Source organism: Pseudoduganella sp. R-43 (assembly GCF_049913255.1).
Classification (GTDB): domain Bacteria; phylum Pseudomonadota; class Gammaproteobacteria; order Burkholderiales; family Burkholderiaceae_D; genus Rugamonas.
On record NZ_CP183988.1, the window covers coordinates 2,005,156 to 2,027,134 of the forward strand.

A 21,979-nucleotide genomic window follows, 5' to 3' on the forward strand; every position below is an offset into this window, starting at 1 on the left:
CCGGCTTCACCTACGACGTCGAAGGGCACGTTCTGAAGCAGGTGCAGTACGCAACCGTACTGGCTAACAACGCCGCGCCGCAATCGGTGGCCACCAGCCCGATCGACCAGGTACAACTGTTCGCCTACGACAGCGAAGGCCGCCAGGTACTGCGCATTGACCAGGACGGCTACGTCACCCGCCAGGCATATGATGCCGATGGCAACGTCACCGAGACCATTCGCTATGCCAACCGCACCGCACGTCCAGGCGCTGCGAGCATCGCGCCGCAAGCCGGTACGCTGCCGGTGGCAGCCGATGCGCCGCGCGACGATTGGAGCCGCAGCGTCTACGACGCGGCGGGCCGCCAGGTCTTCAGCTTGAACAGCAAGGGCGAACTGTCCCAGTGGAAGTACGAGGGCAACGTTGTCAAGCAAACGATCTTTGCCAAGACCATTGATCCGGCGACACCGGCCGCGATGGCTGCACTGTCGGCAGCGTCAGTCGCGATTGCCGATGATGCAAACGATGGCCACCTGAGCCAGGTCTTCGGCGCCAACGGGCGCGTGATCGCCGATACCAATGCCTACGGCGGTACCACCAGGTATCGCTACGGCTCCGACGGCCGACTGCTCGAAACGCTTGTGCCGGACGGTGAACCGTCGCTCCAGGGCTATGACCTGAATGGCCAGGTCGTATTCAGCCGGGATTCGAGCAACCGCGAGAAGATATTCTTCTACGATGCGTCGCACAACCTGGTGCGTACGCAGTCGACCGGCCGCCTGCCGGATGCGGACTGGAGGCTGGACGCGCGCGACTCGACCGATATCGTCAAAGGCATGGTCTACGATGCCGCTGGCCGCGTGATTTGGACCAGCGTCGGCTTCCCGTCGCCATACGAAGCGAGTGCCGCTCGTTACGACGCCCACGGCAATGTGATCGAAAGCGTTGTCTACGCCGATACCCAGGGCCTGTACGAGGCGTCGCCGCTGCCGGTCAATGGCCTGCCGTACAACGAGATGCGCCCGATTGTCGACCTGTCACGCGCTGCCGCCGGCCGCCTGGCGGCGGGCGGCAAGGCCGGCTTCGACCTGCGCACGCACAATGTGTACAACGACAAGAACCAGTTGGTGTACAGCGAGCAGGGCGGCATCGTCACCGGCTACACCTACGACGACCTGGGCAACGTAGTCCGGAAGGTGCAGTCGGCGACCAAGATCGTGCCGGGTTCCGAACCGTCCAGCGTACCGGTGAGCGCGGAAGACCGCATCACCCTGATGGCCTACGACGCCGATCACCACCTGACCTTGCAGGTCAACCCGGACGGCGCCGTCACCTACCAGCGTTTCGATACCTACGGTAACAAGGTGGAGCACGCCGAGTACATGACGCCCGTGGGGGACGTTGCAGCACTGGCTGCGGCGTGGGGCGATACGGCCGTACGTGCGCAACTGCCGGTTGCGCCGTCTACGGGCGACCGTATCAGCCACTACGCCTACGACAGCCAGGACCGTCTGGTGTACAGCGTTGACATGACGGGCGCGGTCAAGCGTACCGAATACGATGCGCACGGTAATGTGAGCGCCGAGATCCTGTTCGAGGATCATGTCGTGACACGTGCTGGCGCAGGCTTCGCCGACTACAGCCTGGGCGGGCTGGAAGCGTTGTTCAAGGTCGCGGCTTCGCGCGACCATACGTCGAGCTACACCTATGACGCCATGGGCCAGATGCGCAGCGCCACCGACAGCATGGGCGCTACCGATTACACCACCTATGGCGCCAACGGCCGCAGGAACACCTTTACAGACAAGGAAGGCAATGTCTGGGAGTACAAGTATGACGGCGAAGGCCGCCTGTGGATGGAGGTTGGCCCTGCGGTGCCGGCACAGGGTGGAGGCACCTACCGTTCGGTGACCGAGTATGTATACGACGGCAACGGCAATATGGTCGAGCGCAAGATTTCCGGCGCCAATGGCGCTGGAAACCTCGACAGCAACTCGGTCCGTTATGTGTACGACTACGCTGGCCGCGCCAGCGGCACGGAGACTCCGGAATCCCTGAACTGGAACGGAACCGCCTGGGTTTCGACGCCGGTGCAAAAAGGGCCGCGCTACAACGCGCTTGGCCAGGTCCACAGCACCTCGACCGAAATGGGCGGCGGCGTCCGCAGGTTCTATGACGAATCGGGCCTGCTGAAGTACGAGCTTGATTCCTATGGCGGCGTCACTGCTTACAAGCGCAACGTCTTCGGCGACGAGTTGGAGATGACGCGCTATGCGACAGTCGTACCGAAAGAATTGCTGGCGAACTTCACCGCCATGGACACGCCCGCGCTCGACCAGATTGTGGCAGGGCTCGGGAATGAGTACGATCGCACCATTAAGAACACGGTGGATCGCATGGGCCGCGTGCTGGAGTCGCAGGCGCCGCAGGCACTGGTGTACGACCCGTCGGCTCCGGCTGGCCAGCAGCACCATGAAGCCGGCATCAAGACCATTCGCCACTATGACACCTTCGGCAGTTTGCTGACCACGGCGACAATCGATCCATACAGCGGCGCACAGACCGTGGAGGCAAGCTGGTACGACGTGGACGGCAAGCTCAAGGCAACCGTCAGCAATGCTGGCTTCATGACCAGCTACCAGTATGACGCCTTTGGCAACAAGGTATCGGTGACCGAATCGGCCATCGCAATCCCTGGTTGGAAGGGAGACTACCAGCCGATGCCGGTAGCGCCGCAAGACGCACGCGATCGCATCACAGCGTATGAGTACGACGAAGCGCAGCGCATCACCAAGGAGACCCTGAACGACCGCGCCCACCTGGCCATCGCCAACAGCGGTTATGTGAAGACCAGCCAGTACGACAAGAAGGGCAACGTCGTCGTCGCCAACTCGTGGGGCCCAGGCCAGACCGGCTCGAATTCGCCAACCATCATGACGTACGATGGCATGGGGCACGTCATCACCGTGCTGGACGGCATGCGCCCGAATGGCGAAGGCTTCGCGCTGACGGTCAACTACTACGGCCCTGCAGGGCACGTTGTGGAAACCGTGCAGTACGAAAAAGGTGTGCTGGTGGATGGCAAGCCGGTCCCGGCGGACCCGAACTCGCCGGCGACCCGCCGCACCCGCATCGACAACGATTATGCGGGACGTCCGGTACGCATCCTTGACGCAGCAGGACTTACGCACGAGGTGCTGTACGACGCAGGCGGCAACAAGGCTCGCGAACAAGCCACTGGCGCCATCAATAACGGCAATGTCCCTTCGAACTGGACATACGACCTGCTGGGTCGCCTGATGTCCGATTCCGACCAGGGCGTCACCCTGAAGTACAACTCCTTCGGCGAGTTGATCTACAAGAAGCAGGGCGAGCAGGAATTCAGCTACGAATATGACCGTGCCGGCCATATGTGGCGCAGCGACGAATCGGGCCACGTGCAGGTCTTTATGTACGACCTGCTTGGCCAGCGCACGGGGATGCTGGAGAGCGGCGGTATTTCCAACGGCAATTACGACCTGTCGGCCGCCAAATCTGCCGACGCATTGAAAGATGTGAGTAATGTCCGGCGAACGGACTACTACTACGACAGCGAGGGGCGCTGCATCCGCGAGGTGCAGCCAACCCGCCAGGGTCAGCGTCCGGAGTCGATGAAGGTGTACGATCACTGGGGCAACCTGCTGCAGGAAACGCAGCCGGTGGTTGCTGGCAACCCAGCGCCGACGGTCACCTACACCTACGACCTGAAGAACCGCAAGCTGACCGAGAACCACACCAAGGCGGACGGCACTGCTGGCGGCCGTGTTCGTGAGTTCAGCTACGTGTTCGGTGAGCGTGGCGTTGCCGTCATCCGCCAGATCAACGACCGTGAGAATGCGGCCGTCGCCGGTCCACAAGACAACGATAGCCTGCGTGCGCGCTATCGCGAGACGGTCGAAACCTACAACCTCGCAGGCCAACTGCTGTCGAGCATCGTCAACGGCACCAAGGCGGAAGAACATACGTACGACGTATTTGGTCAACTGCGCAGCGACATCATCGGCGGCCGGGTGGTCTGCAACTACGACTACAACGGCATTGGCCAGCTGGTCAAGGAGACCCACCCGATGGTGGATAACTGGCGTTTTGACCTGGCTTCGCACAGCACGGTCAACGATGGCCAGCGCGCCATGAGCAAGACCTATGCGTATGACAATCGCGGCAACCTGGCAAGCATCACCGCCGGGACTGGCGTGGTCACCAGGTACACTCACGACGAGCAGGGCAACCTGACTTCGTCGACGGATGCTCTGAACAACACCAGCTACACGACCTGGGACAAGAACGGACATAAGAAAACGACGAAGGACGCGCTCAATTACACCGTCACCAACGAGTACGACAAGCTGGGCCACCTCAAGAAGGTGACCGGCGCCGATGGATCCGTCACGATCAACGAGTATGACAATGCAGGCCTGCTGGTGCGCAGCACCCAGGCAAGCAAGGGTCAGACCGTTGAGTACACTTACGATGATGCCGGCCAGGTCGCCACCATCCACGAACTGGTTACGGGCATGGGCGCAGCGGCGAACACCAACCGCTGGGCCTATTATGCATACGACGCCGTAGGCAACCGCATCTCCGAAGTCCAGGAGCAAAACGGCCAGACCTTCCAGCGCAATGTGCTGGGCTACGACGCCGAACACCGTCTGATTAGCGTGGACGCTGCCGATCTCGGTACTGGTGCGCAGTTCATCCGCATGGAGTTCGACGGCTTTGGCAACCGCAGCCGCTTCAACTCCTGGTCCAGCAGTGCCGGCGCGGGTCGTAACCAGGATGGCTACTTCTTCTACGATGCGTTGAACCGTGTAGTGCGCGCTGACGCTACAAATGCCTCCGGCGCGGTCGACGAGTCGACGACCGATTATGTCTATGACATTGACGGCAACCTGGGCAGGAAGATCCAGGGCGGCAGCGTAACGCAGACGTTCACCTACGATGCGATGAACCGACTGGTTGCCAGCGTGATCGGTGGGCAGCAGTACAACACCCGCTACGATTCCGCAGGCCGTGTGGTGGAAGAATGGACCAAGGTCGAGGATCTGCCTGACGTCCAGGCTGACGCCGCACCGGTAGCACCGGTCGAACCGACGAAGCCGGTCGATCCGGGTCCAAATGCACCACAGGCGGACAAGGACCGATACCAGGCGCTGCTCACGCAATACAACATCGACTACACCGCCTACCAGCAAGCGTTGGCCGACTATGCAGAGCAGCAGGCCGAATATGGCGATCAGCTGTCCTTCCTGGCGCGACTGGTGAGGAGCAAGGCGAAGACCGGCTACGAACGGCATGCCATGTCGTACGATGTCGCCGGCCGCAACCTGGTGACGGAAAGCTACAACGACGACGGCAGTGTCAAGTCCCGCCAGACCAACGACAAGTTCGACGCTGCAGGCAACGTCTTGAAGAGCACCTCCTTCTCGACCGTTGGCGATGACATGAGCCAGTTCTACACCAGCACTTACGGCGCGGGTGCAACCGGTTCCGTCTTGCTGTGGTCGGAAGGCTATATGCGCGGCGAAAGCGGCAAACTTGCCGGCCGTACTGGCGCCAGTGCCAGGAGCGTCATGGTGTACAACGCCGACGGCAGGATGATTGCTGTGAACTTCGAAGAACCAGCCAGCGGCGAATGGCCGAAGTCCGGACCGAAGTCGAAGTTCTTCGTGTTCGACGCCCAGGGCAACATCCTGAAGTCGACCGAAGTCGACAAGAACGCGCCGATTCAGGAGCAATACCAGGTCATTGCCAACGGCCAGTTGCAGATGCGTTACAGCACCAACTCCGGCAGCTTCGGCGACATGTCGGACGAGCAGAAGAACAACTTCTGGCGTGCTTACAACCTCAACGCCAGCCAGAACCCGTTGATCGACGATCCTGTGGCTGGCGGCAGCACGCCGGGCAACGGCGGCAATGTGGTGGTAGCCAACGACGGCGACACCTTGCAGACGATCGCCCAGCGCATCTACGGCGATGCTTCGCTGTGGTACAAGCTGGCAGAGGCCAACAAGCTCGAACCGGGCCAGGCGCTGCACGGCGGCCAGGCGCTGATTGCGCCGGCTTACATGAATGGCGTTTCGCTGGAGCAGGCCTATAACAACGGCAAGCTGGTCGGCAGCACCTTACCGAACCTGCCTTCGCCGCCCCCGCCCAAGTCGAAGTTCGGCTTCATCGCCAAGATTATTTCCATCATCGTATTTGTGGTGGTGTGTGTGATTACAGGCGGCAGCGGCGTCGGCATCGCCTTGGCAGCGATGTCGTCCGTGCTGGCTGAACAGCATGCGACCAATATACTGAACGGAAACTTCGATTTCAAACGCGCCGTGAAGCGCACGCTCAACCCGTTCTCCGGCAACCTGCACGACTTCACGCGGTCGTTGTACGACCCGATGGGCAATGGCGACCATGAATACATGAACTACAAGGCCGTGGCCAAGGCGGGCGCCATGGCTCTTGTGACAGCGGGCGTTGGCAGTTATGTGACGGGCATGGTTGGCGGCGCCGTTACGCAAGGCGCAACAGCCATGGGCGTATCCAGCAGCATGGCCACGGCGATCGGCACCCAGGTCGGCATATTCGCCACTTCGACGTTGACTACCGCATTGACCAGCGAGCACTTTAGCTGGAAGGCCGTGGCTGCATCATACATCGCGAAGAATGCTGGGAACGTTGTCGGAAGAGCGCTTGGCGAATACATCGGCGAATCCGGAACGGTCTTGGGTGGGTCCTGGGGAAAATACGCCCAGCTCGCGGTTAATTCGGCCGCGCAGAATATTTCCTACCAGGTGATCAAGAACGATCACGTGGATTGGAAGGCCGTTGGCGTGAGCACCTTGGCGTCGCTTGGCAATGCACTGATCAAGAACAACGTTGGCGTTTTCGGCGGCAAGGGTTCGTTCGGCGACTATGCTGCACACGGAGTGCTCGGTGGCTATTTGTCAGAACGTCGTGGCGGTAACTTCATCGACGGGCTGGTGGAGGGTGCTGGTGAGCAGATTAAGGAAGATGCCGCTAACAATCCTGGCAAGATATTTGGGGGGCTCTTCGGCACTGCGCCAAAAAAAGGGCAAGATCCGGTGCTGGGTAAAACATTTGCAGAAGATGTTGCGGCTCGTAAGCAACGAGGCATGTTCGGCGTTGACCCCACACCCGACGCTATCAATGGCGCATCCGCAGCGGCAATTTCTGGCGACGGAAATGCTGAGTCAGAGGCGCTCAAGCGGTTCATGAGTTCTTACGCCAAACAACAGCAGCGAGATGATGAAAGGCATCAGGCTCGACTGGATCAGATCATCGAGCAAAAGCTCGCGGCGGCCTCATTCGAACAAAATGCTGGGCTAACGGTTATTGAGCAAAACGCGGTGTCGCCACAGAGAGTTCCGGAGCAACGGTTCGCTAATGGTGAGTTGGTCAAATTTGATGGTACTGGCACGGTTCCTATCGGGCAAGTAACGACTTCTGACTTCAAATTGCAGGGCGAAGAGAGGCTTGTGGGGGGCTCGAATGCGGCCACCTACGCAGCATTCGATGGAGCCGGTAACCTGTTTACAAACGCTTCTGACACGGGAGGGAAATACCAATTCTATGGTCGAACTGAAGGTGCAAAGGCTACGATCCAAGACGTTCTTGATAACACAACAGATCCGCAGCAGCGCCTTGAGCTACTGAAATATCGATTCGAGCGTTGGAACGTGGGGGCAGGGGAGTATGCTTCCTTGGGGCTCGAGCTCAATCCTGGCGATCCCCGCTTCACCGAGATGCAACAGCGCGCAAATGGCATGCGTGATGCTGTTGGCGCCTTCTCTCTGACGACGGTCGGCGGCGTCGCGGGGCTGATGACTGGTGGATTGGCCTTTAGCGCAGTACGCACCTTGGGCGCACCTTTGGCTACGAGTGCATGGGGAGCGATTGGCGTCACTGGTGCCGCAGGTGTTTCTGCAGGCGTTGTCGGTGATCTGACATCCCAGGCTCTCGAAAACGTCGCCTATTTCGCCTCAGGCAAGACAATTGGTCACTTCGGCATAAATAAGACTGAGCTGGCGCTATCCGCAGGGTTCGGCCTTGCGCCTATACTGCCGTCTGTCGTCAGGCAAGGTGCTTCAGAGCTACGAGCAGCAGGGCTGCCCGATTGGAAAATCGGATTTACCAAACCAACCAGCGTTCGGTCGGTGCTAGAGACTGTACAGTTAGAAAGAATCGGCGGTAGCGGTTCATTGATATCGTCGGAATTTACTAGTGGTGTCCATACGCCTTCGAACATTAGCTCCGAAATTGGCGGGACGAATAGTTCGCTCCCGCCGAAGTTCTACGGTGAATGCTTCGTTGCAGGTACGTTGGTTCACACGAAAGAGGGGACGAAAGTTATTGAAGACGTCGCAGTTGGCGACAAAGTGGCAGCGCGTAATGAATTTACGGGTGAAACGGGCTGGTGGACCGTGAAGCAACTCTTTACTATTGATGACAAAATTATAGTAAACGTAACTTTACGCAACTCCATGGGCGAATTGGAGCGTATTTCTGCCACCAATGAGCACCCATTCTTTGTGCAGAACGAGCGTTGGCGCGCAGCAAAGGATCTCCTGCCTGACGAGAAGGTCGTGTTGCTTAATGGCGGCTGCGCCGAAGTGGTGTCTGTTGAGGTCGACGACGAGCGTGCGACAGCTTACAATTTTGAAGTCGCTGATGTGCACACCTACTTCGTTGGCACAATGGGGGTGTGGGTTCACAACTCTTCCGTTATTAATTGGGCCGAAGTTAAAGGGGCAAATACAATCAGTCCGGGCGAGGCTTTGCGAGCGAAATACGCTTACATGACAGCCGAGCAACGGGCAATTCGATTGGAGGAGCTTGCAGAAGGTAATGCATATCGTCGTCTTCAAGAAATCGAATCATCGACTCCAGGTGCTCATTTCTTAGAAAAGCATGGTGCGCAGACCACATTGCAATCTCAGTTAGAGCGAGCACAATACGGCACCAATCCGACTACCGGTATAGTCGAGAAGTATGCGAATGGAACGCCTAAGATTCCGTCTTCGGCTACGCGTTTCCTAAGCAATAGAGATCAACTAAATGCGATTGATCGTGCGCAGAATATTTACCGGTTGACAGGCGACGTAGCGCTGGCTGAACGCCCAATCAATTTCAATTATTTGATTGGTGAGGGTTACAAGAAAACATCACTGGCGTATGGGCAGTCATATTCTGCACAGGTGTGGTTCCGTCAAGGGAACGTCAATACCGCATTTCCAATATGGGGGCAATAAATGAAGTCGAACAATGAAATCTTTGACTTACTCAGTTTACTTAAAGTTTTTGATGCTAACTACGCAAGTGATGAGGACTGTGAAGTCCTGAACGATTTGGATGCCAACAATCCAGACGACGTATCAAAGGCTGTTGATGTGCTGCTAATTTCGGAATTCCGTTCCTACTTGCCAACTGTACAAGCTCGGCTGAAAGAATTGCTCCGATCGCGTCTCGATAATTCAGCAGAGGATTTTGCTCAATTGTTTGATCGAGTGGAATTGGTATTCGCAAGTTCGGTAGCTGATCGGCGCGCTTTTATGAGGGCTTTGCTAAAAGGATTGGAAGATTCAGGTAAGAGCTGAACGGTAAATTCGGCAATGCAGTCGGGTCAAGTCTGGTTGAAACAATGAACGGCAGCGCGCGACGTGCTCAGATAGCCGAGGATCAGATGCGTTCGGGACGCGAAGACGCTGAAGCGGATTTATATCGGTGGACTAAGCAACAAGAACAGGCGCCGGCGCCGTTAACGCCAATTAAACTGGGTCAGTATTTAGATGCGCTTCGCTCAGGCGGCGATCTGAGAGCGTCATTGGATTCTGACGTAGAAGATGACGAGAAGTTCATTCCCGGTGGTGGGGGGCGTTCAGCGCCACGACCAATGAATCGAGGCCCATTGTCGGCTCAATTTGAGTTGGCGATAAATGGGCGGGCACACAGTCTCGCAGAGGCGCTTTCGGACATTGATCAACTTGGTGACTATGCTCAGGCCAAGAATGACATTGCCTTAGTTGGTGAATGGACACGACATTTACAGCGTGGTGAGTTTATTGAGAAAGTCCGACAAGAATTATCCAGCGATGGTTACAATGCCCCTGACCTTGGAAAACGTTATTTGCCTGCGCTCGACGGTTCGAGCAGGCGAATAGAGGTGCCAGATTTTAGTGCCTCGGTACTTGAAAATCATATCGAGTACAGCCGGCTCGTAGCACTAGAAAAGATGGGGGCGATTGCACTCAATAGCGATCTTTCGATCAAGTTCATCGGGAATAGCGGGCATACGCCTGAAGCCTTCAGGGCAATGCTGCAGAAAGAGTACCAGTCGGCAGTTGACATGGGACACACAATTGCATCGCAACAGTTGGAACGGGGCGAGTTGTTCGTGCCGTATAGCTATTTCAAGGATCGCTATACCGCTGAACAAATCGCGAAAGGCGGAGCAACAGATCGATTCGCAAAGACTGCAATGGAGAAGGTGCTTGCTTTTTATGGTGTCCCAGATGGTCCATTTAGTGTCGTTTCGCTCGACAGGCACTTTTATCGGTACTCTGATCCATCGACGTATAAGCGTCCTGATCTCCTAATGCGCTTTGGAGTTCAAGATATTCATGTTTTGGACGCCACACTTGGAGTTAAATCTGCGTCAACGCCCCAGGTTAGTGTTACGTTGAAAAACGGTGCAAGTTCCTGGACCAATATTTCGCCGAACCAGCCCGCAAGTACCATTTATAGGAAGAAATAAATATGTCGGAAACAAAGCTCAAAAAGGCCCTTACGGACTACGCCGGGGAATTGACATATATGAGTTTTACCGCTGACCAACCGGAAGGAACGTCTATGTTCAGTCACGAACAGAACCGCGCAAGCTGTGCGGCAAAGTTTGAGACTCTAAAGTCATGTTGGAATCGCGACACGCAGACAATTGAACGGCTAGAGGTGCTAACAAAGAATGCGATTAATTACTTTGCTGCGGCCGAATTCCACGAAGGTCGACTAACAGTAAAGTCAATCGAAGAGATACTCTGGGGCATTCGCACTGGGAATCGCGAGACTTGATCCTATGCCAGGCAGTCATGACTATCGCCGCGTCGGGCTAGGCCAAATGCATTCGGCAATGCACTCGGTTCCAGCCTGGCAGACCAGATGCAACCCACACCTGAATCGAGCATCACCATTGGTGGCCGTAGCGAGCATGGCATGGGGCTCAGCGACGGCGGCGGTTTCAATTTAGGTGGAATTCCAACGAACAGCGCGGCTGCCGTTTCGTATTCGGCCGGCGGTATGTGGAGCGACACGCAGTACGCCAAGGTTTATGACGACCCTGCAATGCAGGATGCTCGCTATATCGTTGATGGCCCTGCGGCGGCTGGTCCTGGCGATGACATTCCAGGGGTGACGGGACGAGATCGTCTAAGTTTGCCTTCGGGATCAGTTGATGGCGAGGATGCCAAAGTTAATCCAGTCGTGAGGAATCGAATGGACGTGGCCGAAAGATATAACGCGTTGGTCGTTGGGGATGCTGCTAAGAATAATCAAGATCTTTCGCCGACAGTAGCCAATGCTGTAAGGCTTGGGTTGTATGAAGTGTCTGACACTGGCTTCCTCGGTAAGACGACTTCGAATTCTTGGGACTTCGCCCTGAGCGACAGCGGTGGTCATCAATACGAATATACGATCCCTGCTCAGTCGCCAGTTGATACGGGGTCGGATTGGAATATCGGAACACGTCTGCTCGGCGTTGTTCAGGGAGTTGGAGGTCTCGCAGGTGGGGCCGCGAGCGGTGCCGCAATTGCTTTGGGTGGCGCCGGGGCACCGATCACTGGTGGCGGTAGCCTATTGCTGTCGGCTGCAGGCTGGGTAGGATTCGCCGCAAGCGTAGACCAGGCAACAGCCGGATTCAAGACAGCGCTTACTGGCGAGGCTTCGCGCACCCTTATTGGGCAAGGAGTTGAGTATGCAACCGGTGCATCTCCACAAGTTTCAGAACTTGGCGCTGGACTGCTTACCTTGTCGCCTTCTGCAGCCACGGCGAGCCTGGCCAATCAAGGGACTCAACAATTTGCGGCATCCTGGCGAGCAGCAAAGACCACATATGAGGCAGCACCGGTTGTGGTACCATCTTCAACTACGCAACCGCTGTTGTTGACGTATACGCCCGCAGCAAATACGGTGAATCAAGTCCGGAATGCGGCGTCAGCAGTCCCGTCGGTAGCCCAGAAGCCACTATTGTTGACTTATACACCGACGACCAATACGCTGAATCAGATCCGTAATATGCGTGGCCCTGAGAGTTGGCAGGCCGCTGAACGCTATGTGCAGGAGTTGAGTGGCTCGCCGGGCCAGATGCACTATCCGGTACCTGCGGTGCCCATCAATGGGAAGCCAATTACTGGAACTGGTGGTCGATTCGTCGATGCTCCTGTGCCGCAGCCTAATGGTGGAGTTGTCGCCAATGAGGTTAAGGCGTATCAGTCTTGGCGGACGGTAAATGGACTCCCCACCCAACAATTTGTTCCGCTTAGTGAACAGATTCAACAACAGATCCTCAAGGATGTCTGGTTGAGGGGGAATGTCCCTGGATACGATCCTCGCTGGGTGTTCTTGGGGGCGCCGCCTTCTGCAGAATTGAGTCAGCAACTCACGAATAATGGCATCATTCAGGTAATTCATCATTAAAGGTTAATAGGAATGACAGCGCAAGACATGGCCACGCTTGAAAAGCGGAAGGCCGGATTTAACGAGTTTTATGGCGAGCTTATGCCCGTCCTCGTGGACTTCGTAGGGAAGCTGGGAATACAGCCAGCGCACGAAGTGCTGAATCATGCTGCCCAGTTCGCGCCTTATGTAGAGCAGGCATTGCAGGACATGCTCGTGGCTGACGAGGGGGATCGTGCCTGGCTGCTAACCCGTATGGGCTATTGGGTTGGTGAATATTTTGTACAGGAATTCGGGGGCTGTTGGTTTGTAAATGACATCCCGGGATCTCGATACTTTAGTCGCTATGTGGTCGGGAAATTTGCTAAAGCCAAGGATCAGGCCATGATGATTGATCCATTCGAGATCGCAGCGAGTTACGTTGATACTCCACCGCCGAGGAGGCTTACTGCTTTGTTAGCAGCGGTAGCTGCTGAATTGGCTGTGTGATCGGATGGTATATGGCTGCTTAGTTTGCAACTTGCCCCGTTGCCCCGTCCAGATGTCCAGAAAGGTTTGGGGATCGATTGAAGCAGCGATTTTTGAAAGAAGATTGCTGCTTTGGTGGCGCCCGGACGGTGCGCACTGGAGATTTTCTCGAGAATGGTTCGAGAGTCGTGCGACATTTGCACAGACATTAGGCAGGTTCGTAGCAAAGGGCGAGCAAGGTCCTGGACGACCTGTCCACATCACCTGCTACCGCCTTCTTGCCAGCTAATGCCGCAGCCACACACCTTTCAGAAGACCACCCCAAGCTTCAAAAAGATAAGCGCGTTTCGGCCTTTTGCCCCGTCCAGATGTCCAGAAAGGTTTGGGTATCAATTGAAGCAGCGATTTTTGAAAGAAAATTGCTGCTTTAGTGGCCCCGCAACGGTGTGCACCGGGCATTCTCTTGCGAATAGTTCGAGAATCACGCGACATTTGCTTAATCATTAGGCAGCTTCGTGGTGTGGGGGAGCAAAGTCCTGGACGACCTGTCCGTATCACCTGCCACAGTCTTCTTGCCGGCTAATGCCGCAGCCACACACCTTTCAGAAGACCGTCCCAGGCTTCGAAAAGATAAGCGCACTTGGGCCTTTGCCGATGCGGGTCGATTCCGCGCCAGGCTTCCATTGGCGTCCTGCCGTTTAGATGCTGGTGCGGCCTGACCAGGTTGTACCAGAATCCGAATTCATGCATGGACAGCCGCAGTGCCCCCCTGCGGGCAAGTCTTCGACCGTCAGTTGATCGAGCTTTTCTTTCAATGTGCCGAACAGCCTTTCAATGCGGCCGTTCTGCCATGGCATGCCTGGCTGGCTGAATTGCTGTCGAACGCCAAGAAATTTCAACGTTGTCCGGAACAGGAGCGAATGGAAGAAGGCTTCATTATCGGTCCTGATCGCCCGCGGCATTCCATATTGACTAATCGCGCGCAAGAGGTGGCGCAGGATGGTGACTGCGCGCTTGTCAGGCAAGGGTTGCAGGCACAGGGCTTAGCGGCTGCCATGATCAATGACGCCAAGGATGGCGTAGATCTTTCCGGCGGTATCGGCTTTGCCGGTTAGGTCGAGACCCCAAATCCTGTTGCGGGCCAGCGGTGCGGGCTGCTGCCGCTTCCATCGTTCCCGCATATCGGCGATGCGGTAGTGGTGTTGTTTGATCGTCAGAGCCACCCAGCTTTTGCTCACCGTGACACCGCGCTGGCAGCCGTGCAGGCGGTTGAAGGTGTTGGCCAGCTTTTGACAGCTTAAATCGGTGAGCGCCTTTAAGCGGATGATTTCTGCGATTGCCCAGGCTGGCTTGCGGAGGTGATGGTGGCGCGGCTTTTTACAGGCGGCGCGTGGACAATGACGCCGCACGGGCCTCGTCCACAACAGGTGCGCCACGAACCGGCAAAGGAAATGCAGCATCCAGCATAAGTGATACACGGGGACGAAAAAAGGCGCGAGTATATCGTCAAAGCGATTCCGTTTTTGCGGTGCAGGCGGCAAGCTGGCCCGAAAGTGCAGGGCGGTGACATACGACGCCGTAGGCAACCGCACCTCCGAAGTCCAGGAGCAAAACGGCCAGACCTTCCAGCGCAATGTGCTGGGCTACGACGCCGAACACCGCCTGGTCAGCGTGGACGCGGCCGATCTCGGTACTGGTGCGCAGTTCATCCGCATGGAGTTGAAGCGGCTTCGGCAACCGCAGCCGCTTCAATTCCTGGTCCAGCAGTGCCGGCGCGGGTCGTAACCAGGATGGCTACTTCTTCTACGATGCGTTGAACCGTGTAGTGCGCGCTGACGCTACAAATGCCTCCGGCGCGGTCGACGAGTCGACGACCGATTATGTCTATGACATTGACGGCAACCTGGGCAGGAAGATCCAGGGCGGCAGCGTAACGCAGACGTTCACCTACGATGCGATGAACCGACTGGTTGCCAGCGTGATCGGTGGGCAGCAGTACAACACCCGCTACGATTCCGCAGGCCGTGTGGTGGAAGAATGGACCAAGGTCGAGGATCTGCCTGACGTCCAGGCTGACGCCGCACCGGTAGCACCGGTCGAACCGACGAAGCCGGTCGATCCGGGTCCAAATGCACCACAGGCGGACAAGGACCGATACCTGGCGCTGCTCACGCAGTACAACATCGACTACACCGCCTACCAGCAGGCGTTGGCCGACTATGCAGAGCAGCAGGCCGAATATGGCGATCAGTTGTCCTTCCTGGCGCGACTGGTGAGGAGCAAGGCAAAGACTGGCTACGAACGGCATGCCATGTCGTACGATGTCGCCGGCCGCAACCTGGTGACGGAAAGCTACAACGACGACGGCAGCGTCAAGTCCCGCCAGACCAACGACAAGTTCGACGCTGCAGGCAACGTCTTGAAGAGCACCTCCTACTCGACCGTTGGCGATGACATGAGCCAGTTCTACACCAGCACTTACGGCGCAGGTGCAACCGGTTCCGTCTTGCTGTGGTCGGAAGGCTATATGCGCGGCGAAAGCGGCAAGCTTGCCGGCCGTACTGGCGCCAGTGCCAGGAGCGTCATGGTGTACAACGCCGACGGCAGGATGATTGCTGTGAACTTCGAGGAGCCGACCAGCGGCGAATGGCCGAAGTCCGGACCGAAGTCGAAGTTCTTCGTGTTTGACGCCCAAGGCAACATCCTGAAGGCGACGGAAGTCGACAAGAACTCGCCGCTTCAGGAGCAATACCAGGTCATCGCCAACGGCCAGTTGCAGATGCGTTACAGCACCAATTCCGGCAGCTTCGGCGACATGTCGGACGAGCAGAAGAACAACTTCTGGCGTGCTTACAACCTCAACGCCAGCCAGAACCCGTTGATCGACGATCCTGTGGCTGGCGGCAGCACGCCGGGCAACGGCGGCAATGTGGTGGTAGCCAACGACGGCGACACCTTGCAGACGATCGCCCAGCGCATCTACGGCGATGCTTCGCTGTGGTACAAGCTGGCAGAGGCCAACAAGCTCGAACCGGGCCAGGCGCTGCACGGCGGGCAGGCGCTGATTGCGCCGGCTTACATGAATGGCGTTTCGCTGGAGCAGGCCTATAACAACGGCAAGCTGGTCGGCAGCACCTTACCGAACCTGCCTTCGCCGCCCCCGCCCAAGTCGAAGTTCGGCTTCATCGCCAAGATTATTTCCATCATCGTATTTGTGGTGGTGTGTGTGATTACAGGCGGCAGCGGCGTCGGCATCGCCTTGGCAGCGATGTCGTCCGTGCTGGCTGAACAGCATGCGACCAATATACTGAACGGAAACTTCGATTTCAAACGCGCCGTGAAGCGCACGCTCAACCCGTTCTCCGGCAACCTGCACGACTTCACGCGGTCGTTGTATGACCCGATGGGCAATGGCGACCATGAATACATGAACTACAAGGCCGTGGCCAAGGCGGGCGCCATGGCTCTTGTGACAGCGGGCGTTGGCAGTTATGTGTCGGGCATGGTTGGCGGCGCCGTTACGCAAGGCGCAACAGCCATGGGCGTATCCAGCAGCATGGCCACGGCGATCGGCACCCAGGTCGGCATATTCGCAACTTCGACGTTGACGACCGCATTGACCAGCGAGCACTTTAGCTGGAAGGCCGTGGCTGCATCGTACATCGCGAAGAATGCTGGGAACGTTGTCGGAAGAGCGCTTGGCGAATACATCGGCGAATCCGGAACGGTCTTGGGTGGGTCCTGGGGAAAATACGCCCAGCTCGCGGTTAATTCGGCCGCGCAGAATATTTCCTACCAGGTGATCAAGAACGATCACGTGGATTGGAAGGCTGTTGGCGTGAGCACCTTGGCATCGCTTGGCAATGCACTGATCAAGAACAACGTTGGCGTTTTCGGCGGCAAGGGTTCGTTCGGCGACTATGCTGCACACGGAGTGCTCGGTGGCTATTTGTCTGAACGTCGTGGCGGTAATTTCATCGACGGGCTGGTGGAGGGTGCTGGTGACCAGATTAAGGAAGATGCCGCTAACAATCCTGGCGAGATTTTTGAGAACCTCTTTGGCTCTGCGCCAAAAAAAGGGCAAGAACCGGTGCTGGGTAAAACATTTGCAGAAGATGTTGCGGCACGTAAGCAACGAGGCATGTTCGGCGTTGACACCACACCCGACGGTATCAATGGCGCGTCCGCAGCGGCAATTTCTGGCGACGGAAATGCTGAGTCAGAGGCGCTCAAGCGGTTCATGAGTTCTTACGCCAAACAACAGCAGCGAGATGATGAAAGGCATCAGGCTCGACTGGATCAGATCATCGAGCAAAAGCTCGCGGCGGCCTCATTCGAACAAAATGCTGGCCTAACGGTTATCGAGCAAAACGCGGTGTCGCTACAGGGAGTTCCGGAGCAACGGTTCGCTAATGGTGAGTTGGTCAAATTTGATGGTACTGGCACGGTTCCTATCGGGCAAGTAACGACTTCTGACTTCAAATTGCAGGGCGAAGAGAGGCTTGTGGGGGGGCTCGAATGCGGCCACCTACGCAGCATTCGATGGAGCCGGTAACCTGTTTACAAACGCTTCTGACACGGGAGGGAAATACCAATTCTATGGTCGAACTGAAGGTGCAAAGGCTACGATCCAAGACGTTCTTGATAACACAACAGATCCGCAGCAGCGCCTTGAGCTACTGAAATATCGATTCGAGCGTTGGAACGTGGGGGCAGGGGAGTATGCTTCCTTGGGGCTCGAGCTCAATCCTGGCGATCCCCGCTTCACCGAGATGCAACAGCGCGCAAATGGCATACGTGATGCTGTTGGCGCTTTCTCTCTGACGACGGTCGGTGGCGTAGCCGGTCTGATGACAGGTGGCTGGGCATTTGGAGCTGCGCGAACCTTTGGTGCTCAGTTCGTCGGCGCAAGTGCTTGGGGCGCTATCGGCGTCACTGGCGCAGCGGGTGTTTCTGCAGGCGTTGTCGGTGATCTGACATCCCAGGCTCTCGAAAACGTCGCCTATTTCGCCTCAGGCAAGACAATTGGTCACTTCGGCATAAATAAGACTGAGCTGGCGCTATCCGCAGGGTTCGGCCTTGCGCCTATACTGCCGTCTGTCGTCAGGCAAGGTGCTTCAGAACTACGAGCAGCAGGGCTGCCCGATTGGAAAATCGGATTTACCAAACCAACCAGCGTTCGGTCGGTGCTAGAGACGGTACAGTTGGAGAGAATCGGCGCGGACGGATTGTTGGCATCGACGAGCAATCCTACCATTGCGTTCGCTGAAATGCGTAGTTCTGGTGTTGGGGCACCAATAGAGCAGGTTGCAATGAAGGACTGGCGAGCAAGTCGACCTGTAACGACCACCGCGAAATTGTTGGAATCAGGTGAACTGCCGGGGCATTACGGGTTTACGCTGGATCAGCGTACCATTACTACCAAAGACTTGTGGTCGCTAAACGTTAAACATGAAGGTATGGAGTTTGTCTTGACTCGAGAGACAGTCGACGGAGATAGAGTCTGGAAACTTTACTCAGGTCTTCCGGATAAGGTGAGGTTCCCAGTGTTTGACGACACGCAAGTATTTGGGCACGTACATCCGTTGGGTGAAACTGAGAAGCTTCCTTCGTTTGCAGATATTAACAATATGAATGAGCTTTGGCGGCGAAAGTTAGCCGTAGACCCAACGACGCCACCTCTTAAGTCACGAATAGTCTGGGGCCCGGAAAAAGAAAATGTAACCCTTTTTACAACGACGGGCGAAGATGTTCTATCGGAGAATTTCAAAGATAAAAGACTAATCCGATTGGGCATGGATCCACAGAAATTTAAAAGGAATAAACAATGACTGAGAAAGTTTTTACAAACGAGGAAATTATAAGAGAATTAACAATAGATGGCCTTCGGGTCGAAGACTATGTTGTCATTCGGCATGAAGACGGTTTAGGTACTCTTTATTCGATTGAACTTAATACGATGTTTGCTCATTTGTTACGACCGGATGCGTTATATGTTCAAGCGATCAGTTTCATTAAGGAAAATCTTCCGGAAAATGTTTATCCAGATGTTGCAACCTTGAAAGAAAACTATCCAAATCTGATGACTTAATTTGCCCTGCCCAGATGTCGCCGTTGCCCTTTTCGGATGTCCAGAACGGTTTGGGTACCAATTGAAGCAGCGACTTTTGAAAGAAAATCGCTGCTTTGGTGGCACCGCGGCGCGCATCGGGCACTTTTCTCGGGAATAGCCCGAGAATCGCGCGGCATTTGCTCATTCATTGGGCAGGTTCGTGGTGCGGGGCGAGCACAGTCCTGGACGACCTGTCCGCATCACCTGCCACCGTCTGCTTGTCGGCTAATGTCGCAGCCACACGCCTTTCAGAAGACCACCCCAGGCTTCAAAAAGATAAGCGCATTTCGGCCGTTGCCGATGCGGATCGATTCCGCGCCAGGTTTCTATTGCGGCAAATCCGCTAGAATGCCCGCGCGGCCATCAGCCGCGCCCAATGGACAATCCACAAGACAAAGACATGACTAAATCCATCACCTTCGTAGCGTCCACCCTCGCGGCCAGCATTGCGCTGGCGCTGGCACCGGCCCACGCAGCAGGCGTCAAAGGCGGCAAGGCAATGCAGCCGATTGTGCAAGAGGCGCCGCTGCGCGCCCATCTGGCGTTCCTTTCCAGCGACCTGCTGGAAGGCCGCGGCACCGGCCAGCGCGGCGGCGACCTGACCGTCGCTTACCTGGAAAACCAGGCCCTGGCCGTGGGCCTGAAGCCGGTCGATGGCATCACATACCGCCAACTGGTGAAGATCGCCGGCGTCAAGACCGATGCGGCGGCTTCCAACCTGCGACTGGAAGTGAATGGCGTGGCGCTGCCGGCCAGCTTCGGCAAGGATTGGGTCTATGCTCCGGGCGATGCGAAGGCTGCGCACAGCTTCAATGCCGACCTGGTATTCGTCGGCTACGGCATCACCGCTTCGGAGGAGGGCTGGGACGACTACAAGGGCCAGGACGTGAAGGGCAAGGTCATCGTCATGATGGTCAACGACCCGATGCCAACGGCCGAAGCGCCGAACCGCTTCGGCGGCAAGGCCCTGACTTACTACGGCCGCTGGACCTATAAATTCGAAGAAGCCAAGCGCAAGGGCGCGATCGGCGCGCTGCTGATCCACACCGATGCTTCGGCTTCGTATGGCTACAGCGTGGTGAAAAACAGCTGGGACGGCGTGGAACGTTTCCAGCTTGCGCAAGGCACGCCGGGCACCGAGTTGCAAGGCTGGATAACCAACGATACTGCGCTGGCGTTGTTCAAGGCTGCAGGCCTGGACCTGGACCAGTTGCGTGCGGCCGCTGAACGCAAGGACTTCCAGCCGGTGGCGCTGAAAGCCAGGCTGGTGGGCGACATGAAGGCTGAAGTGCGCAATGTCGAACAGTTCAACGTGGCGGGCGTGGTGCCGGGCACCGATCCGAAACTGAAGGATGAAGTGGTGATCTACTCGGCTCATTGGGACCACCTGGGCAAGCAGGGCACGAGCGGTGACACCATCTACAACGGTGCAGTCGACAATGCCTCCGGCAGTGCGGCCTTGCTGGCGATGGCGCAGGAGGCGGTGAAGTCGCCTGCCAAGCGTAGCCAGATGTTCCTGTGGGTGGCGGCGGAAGAGCAGGGCTTGCTCGGTAGCGCAGCGTATGCTGAATCGCCACTGTGGCCGTTGGCGAAAACGGCTGCAAACCTGAACCTCGATTCCCTGAACTGGATCGGCACCACGCGCGATATTGGCACCGCTGGGAGTGAGCGCACTGACTTGGGCAAGATGGCGGAAGCCGCCGCCAAGGGCATGAAAATGGTGATCGCGAAAGAGAAGCCGGACCTGGCGGGCGGTTACTTCCGTTCCGACCACTTCAGCTTTGCCAAGGCGGGTGTGCCGGCATTCTCCATCACCTCGGGCAGCGATTACCTGGGCGACAAGGAGAAGGCGGAGCAGATGCGTGCAGCGTACCGCAAGAGCTATCATCAGGTCAGCGACGAATATGATCCTAACTGGTCGATGGCTGGCATGACGCAGATGGCGCAGTTCACCCTGAACCTGGGGCGTATCGTGGCCGATGCGCCGAAGATGCCGGAGTGGAAAGCTGGCGACGCTTTCGGCAAAGCGCGCGCCAAATAGGAAGATTTAATCAAGACCTCACCTGAGGGTGTCTGTCAGGTGAGGTAAACGAAAAGGAACAGTTTTGAGCGACGCCGTATCTTACTTGGCCCCGATATGCGGGCTGGTTGCACAGCTTCGTTGCTGGATTCGCGTTGCATCGACATCCGGCCTCTCAACCGAAGAGGGGGATTGGGGGCAACTTCTGACGATACCTGTAGATGGCTACCTTGAAGGGCCAAATGGGCCATATCCCTTCCGCGATGTTCAATGGATCGAGTTATCAACGAATCGCATCAAAAGCGGCATGGCAGGCCATCCACTTCAATTCGTTGATATTAAAGACCAGATTCTTGAGCTGTTGCGGAACACGGGAGTCACATGGGAAATTCGTGAGTCCGTATGGTCGGTACCGCGAATTTTTGAAGATCAGCCAGTGCAGGTTGTTCGAATCGTGAACCCAGTTAGCCCTGCGATGGCGCCGTGACGGGCCAAGAGCGGGTATTCGGTAGAATTCCAACTTAGTAGCTCGCTGCCGAGATCGGTCGGCACAGGCGTGCTTCGGGGCTGCGGGCGCCTACGGCGCGCCGATTTCTCTATTTCTCCTTCTCTTTCTCCTCCTTCTCTTTATCGTGATGCCATTTGATGGCGAAGAACATGCCCGTGCCGAACACGAGAAC

13 protein-coding genes (1 of these 13 cut by a window edge) are annotated in these 21,979 nt (G+C 56.8%); 11 read left to right on the forward strand and 2 right to left on the reverse strand.

What is annotated here, in order from left to right; translation table 11 throughout:
• The 5 genes from ACN9M3_RS09110 to ACN9M3_RS09130 all read left to right on the forward strand — a co-directional run.
• Window positions 1-9,284, forward strand: the final stretch of a protein-coding gene (locus ACN9M3_RS09110) for an Ig-like domain repeat protein (protein WP_426321941.1). 17,632 nt of this gene lie to the left of the window's left edge; the window shows 9,284 of its 26,916 coding nt (coding positions 17,633-26,916); its start codon lies off the left edge, out of view; the stop codon is at window positions 9,282-9,284.
• Window positions 9,285-9,629 carry a hypothetical protein gene (locus ACN9M3_RS09115; RefSeq protein WP_426321943.1) on the forward strand — a complete coding sequence of 115 codons (345 nt, stop codon included), beginning with the start codon at window positions 9,285-9,287 and terminating at the stop codon, window positions 9,627-9,629.
• 44 nt (window positions 9,630-9,673) lie between these two features.
• Window positions 9,674-10,786 carry a hypothetical protein gene (locus ACN9M3_RS09120; RefSeq protein ID WP_426161477.1) on the forward strand — a complete coding sequence of 371 codons (1,113 nt, stop codon included), beginning with the start codon at window positions 9,674-9,676 and terminating at the stop codon, window positions 10,784-10,786.
• A 401-nt stretch (window positions 10,787-11,187) separates the two neighbouring features.
• A complete protein-coding gene (locus tag ACN9M3_RS09125; RefSeq protein ID WP_426321945.1) occupies window positions 11,188-12,720 on the forward strand; it encodes a hypothetical protein in 1,533 nt (510 codons plus the stop codon).
• 12 nt (window positions 12,721-12,732) lie between these two features.
• The gene (locus ACN9M3_RS09130) at window positions 12,733-13,188 is read left to right on the forward strand and encodes a hypothetical protein (protein ID WP_426321947.1); all 456 of its coding nucleotides are present in this window, start codon (window positions 12,733-12,735) and stop codon (window positions 13,186-13,188) included.
• Window positions 13,189-13,865: 677 nt separating this feature from the next.
• Here ACN9M3_RS09130 and ACN9M3_RS09135 read toward each other — a convergent pair.
• Both ACN9M3_RS09135 and ACN9M3_RS09140 read right to left on the reverse strand, forming a co-directional pair.
• The gene (locus ACN9M3_RS09135) at window positions 13,866-14,192 is read right to left on the reverse strand and encodes an integrase core domain-containing protein (RefSeq protein ID WP_426321949.1); all 327 of its coding nucleotides are present in this window, start codon (window positions 14,190-14,192) and stop codon (window positions 13,866-13,868) included.
• An 18-nt stretch (window positions 14,193-14,210) separates the two neighbouring features.
• Window positions 14,211-14,627 carry a hypothetical protein gene (locus tag ACN9M3_RS09140; protein ID WP_426321951.1) on the reverse strand — a complete coding sequence of 139 codons (417 nt, stop codon included), beginning with the start codon at window positions 14,625-14,627 and terminating at the stop codon, window positions 14,211-14,213.
• Window positions 14,628-14,730: 103 nt separating this feature from the next.
• On the opposite strand from ACN9M3_RS09140, the gene ACN9M3_RS09145 reads away from it, so the two are divergent.
• The 6 genes from ACN9M3_RS09145 (at window position 14,731) to ACN9M3_RS09170 (ending at window position 21,786) form a co-directional block, all read left to right on the forward strand.
• Window positions 14,731-14,952, forward strand: coding sequence for a hypothetical protein (locus ACN9M3_RS09145; protein ID WP_426321953.1), 222 nt, complete (start codon window positions 14,731-14,733; stop codon window positions 14,950-14,952).
• A 40-nt stretch (window positions 14,953-14,992) separates the two neighbouring features.
• The gene (locus ACN9M3_RS09150) at window positions 14,993-17,722 is read left to right on the forward strand and encodes a hypothetical protein (protein ID WP_426321955.1); all 2,730 of its coding nucleotides are present in this window, start codon (window positions 14,993-14,995) and stop codon (window positions 17,720-17,722) included.
• A complete protein-coding gene (locus ACN9M3_RS09155) occupies window positions 17,670-18,998 on the forward strand; it encodes a hypothetical protein (protein WP_426321957.1) in 1,329 nt (442 codons plus the stop codon). The genes ACN9M3_RS09150 and ACN9M3_RS09155 overlap by 53 nt, the downstream gene beginning before the upstream one ends.
• Window positions 18,995-19,258 (forward strand): hypothetical protein, encoded by a 264-nt coding sequence (locus ACN9M3_RS09160; RefSeq protein ID WP_426321959.1) that lies wholly within the window; start codon window positions 18,995-18,997, stop codon window positions 19,256-19,258. Before ACN9M3_RS09155 ends, ACN9M3_RS09160 begins: the two co-directional genes overlap by 4 nt.
• 421 nt (window positions 19,259-19,679) lie before the next feature.
• Window positions 19,680-21,320 (forward strand): M28 family peptidase, encoded by a 1,641-nt coding sequence (locus tag ACN9M3_RS09165; RefSeq protein WP_426321961.1) that lies wholly within the window; start codon window positions 19,680-19,682, stop codon window positions 21,318-21,320.
• Window positions 21,321-21,384: 64 nt separating this feature from the next.
• Window positions 21,385-21,786: a hypothetical protein gene (locus ACN9M3_RS09170; RefSeq protein ID WP_426321963.1), complete on the forward strand. Its 402-nt coding sequence runs from the start codon at window positions 21,385-21,387 to the stop codon at window positions 21,784-21,786.
• Window positions 21,787-21,979: the final 193 nt, after the last annotated feature.